A 3,385-nucleotide genomic window follows, 5' to 3' on the forward strand; every position below is an offset into this window, starting at 1 on the left:
TGCCAGCATTGCTGGAGATACCACCGATTGCATCATCGGCAATGTGCAGGTGAACCTGCTCAGTACTGGAGCTAGAGGTACAATTGCCTACTATTTTGATGCATTGCAAAGCGCTGAAACAGCACCATTTCAATTCAGTACAGGCAAGTTGCAGCGCAAAATCTTTGCCCAGGATAGCATTGGGTGTGTTGACAGTGTCTCTTTGAACATCAAAGATGAATTGTTCACCAATCTGTTGAGTGGGTACAACACAATCCAGGATCGCGATTGTATTTCTGGCAATGCAGGAATCAATCTGGTGCTGAATCCTACCTCCCCATCCTTGCCTTTGTCCTATCAACTGAATCGCAATCCTGCGAGCACTCAACCCAATTTTGTTGGATTGAGTAAGGGAGGATACCGCATTCGCGCTTCCTATTTGGCTTGTAGCGATTCAGTGGATGTTGTCATTGATGAGCGTTTTCCCCACATTACCGGATTCAAATACCTGCACCTTGACGACTGTAAGCCCAATAACACTGGCTTGAAAATCCAGGCCGAACCCGGTTGGGGCACTTTGCGCTATCAAGTGGACAATCAAGCACCTCAGTTGAGTGCAGTTTTTGATAGCTTGCCCGCGGGCAGTTACCGTTTTCAGGTACAAGATTCACTCAACTGTGTAGACAGTATTCGGTTGGTCATCAATACCGAAGGCCGAGCTTACATCAGTGTGGAAGACCTCGTTCAGTGTGATTCGGCCAGCGGCAGCATTGCGTTTCGCCCCAATACCCAGGGGATAGCAGCAGAGTACAGCATTGATGGAGGCAAAAAATGGCAAAGCAACCCTGCTTTCAACGCTTTGCCTCCGGGCATCTACCATCCCCTGCGGCGCAAGCCCAGTACAGGTTGTGTAGAGGCAGCGCTTGATTCGGTGGTTTTAGGCCGCCATTGCGATACTTTACCCCTTGCCTATTTTTTACAAAAAGTCATCCACATTTCCCAGCCCACCGAGCTGGCTTTGATTCGTTGGGAAGCCAAAGCCCCCAAGTGGTACCGCGACACCTTCTACCTTAAAATGCAAATGCAGGGCGATGGTTTTCCGCACTTCAATGACGGCAACCGTGCCAATGCTCAAACGCCAGAATTGCGCAGCGCCCCTCCCACTGACCCCAATGTGTACCGCTATGTAGGAGGAGGAATACATCGCGATAGCGTATACCTGCCCCTGCAAGATTCGGCCTACTTGTATACCTATCCTGCCGACTACTACTTCACCCTGAGCAACCCACTTGGCAAAGGTGTAAAAGTAGACCCTGACTGGGAGCTAACCCGGGTAACCGTGAGCTTATTGGGCCCGGAGACTACCCCCCAAGGCGAAGAAGAAGTCATTCTGTGCAAAGACTGCGTAGACATTGGCAAAAATGACGTTACAGGTGCCAATTGTTATTACTGGCCAGACTTGGCCAATCCCGGGCTGCAAACCCAAAAGGTATGCAAATCCGGTCAGTACACCCGTATGGCGCTGGATGAAAACCTGAAAGTGATTGAAAAGACGGTGTACACAGTCAAATTGTCGAACCTCAAGGTTGAAATCAGAGCAGAGCTGGCAGTACCTCGCTCTTGCAACAATCCTGATGACAGTTCGTTAGAGGCTCTCGCCACATCCGATGCCTCAGGCGCATTTACCTATCTCTGGAGTACTGGAGAGACAACTCAGCAAATCAAACTACATTCGAATGTCAATGAATATAAGGTAACCGTTACTCAACAAGGTTGTTCTGCAGAAGCTATTTATACTTTAGAATCAAGCAGTCAGGCTTGTGAAATTAAAGCTTATTTTGAAGGTAAAGGTTTTTTTGCCATACCAATTGAAATCAATTCTGCTCCGCAGGCACGAAAACCAGAATTGCGTAGCGATCCATGTTTAGAGAATCCATGTAGTGGCGATATTTGCGTGCAGGATGATTCAGGACTCGGATTTAAGTTGAAAGGTAAAAATGTAGATGGTTTAAAAGATATTGCAGATAGGGCATTGAAATCTTTTAGAGGATATGGCTACAACGAGTCTTATGCATTTATTAGTGGAAATGATCAGGTATGTTCTTGTAATGAATACCTGAATATTGCAGAGCAACGCTTCAATAGTGCTAAACTTGGCTTCTGGCTTCATGTGTTTGAAGGATCAGAATGTGGAGGGCAAGATTACCTGTTTGTAAAAAGTACAGTCCCTAATGATCACGGTTTTTTGCAAGCAGGATTGGATCATTTTACCAGTGATGAAAATTTCGACCCTGCTGTAGCCTTGCATGAGGTTGCTTTCGACTTGATGTTGCCCAATTTTGAAAGCCCTAAAACACCATCGCTATTTGATCAAACCCCACCCAATATACCAAAACGTCATGAAGAAGCAGTAGAAGACGAAATCTTGTGTACAGCGGGGTTTCAGAAAAATTCTGTGGCTGTGATAGTAGGATCAGGACACTTGGTTATGTTGCCATCAAATTCAGTATGGCGATTTACACCCAATGCTGAGGTAGCAGGTAGCATATTTAAAGGTGCATTGGTAGGGTATACTCTTTTCAGTGCAGATAGTAAACCTCGTATCTATGAAGCCCGTTGGGGCGAGAGTTCCTTAGGTAAGCGGTATCACGTAGGTTTCTTTGAATTTGGTACTATCAATCCTGAAACGACCAATTTAAGTGCACTTAACGCCATTAGTCAAAGTTTTGCTTTGCCCTCTGGTACCGATATCGAAACTTATTTTGGTGAGCACGTAGTACTCAGCAATGAAGATGGGGGGTGCAATCTAGCCTATCAGATCAAAAGAGCCAATATCAACCCAGCCAAGGGTTTTATGGAAAGGCCGTTTGGATTGTTGACATCAAATAGAGCAGATATTGGCACATTTTCAAAGGAAATCAATGCTGATAACGGGTTTTATACGATTTGCCCGGATGAGTTAGCTGAAGTGGTTGAGGGCATAACCTCAGGTGAGCAAATCGACGGTTATTTCAGTTTTGGATTCACGGGAGGAGGGATGTTGTATGCACTTAACCCTGGTGGCCGATCCTACAACGATTGGGTGTTGGTACGACGTAATGAGCAAACGAAACAGTACACTTATTACCGCTGGAATTGTGCTTTAGCTATTTGGGAAATCATCAGTGCTCCTGAAGATGTTGCCTTGATTGGTAAAATTGAAAGTACCTACGAATTTTTTCAAGATCAAGCCCAGCAACAAGGACTTCACGATCTATTGGATGTGGTAGGTTTCGTGCCGTTTTTGGGGGATGTTGCTGACCTGGTCAATGCCACACTTTATCTGGTAGAAGGAGATTACGGCAATGCAGCATTTTCATTAGCTATGGTGATTGTTCCACCTGGACTCGATTGGGCTGGTAGAACA

At 45.8% G+C, this 3,385-nt stretch carries 1 protein-coding gene; it reads left to right on the plus strand.

From position 1 onward, the window contains the following. The coding region (locus ABW391_RS28905) for a hypothetical protein (protein ID WP_353485382.1) at positions 1-3,385 on the plus strand (3,385 nt) is incomplete at both ends.

Origin of the sequence: Haliscomenobacter sp., from assembly GCF_040403615.1 — a bacterium.
In the GTDB taxonomy this organism is placed as follows: Bacteria; Bacteroidota; Bacteroidia; order Chitinophagales; family Saprospiraceae; genus Haliscomenobacter.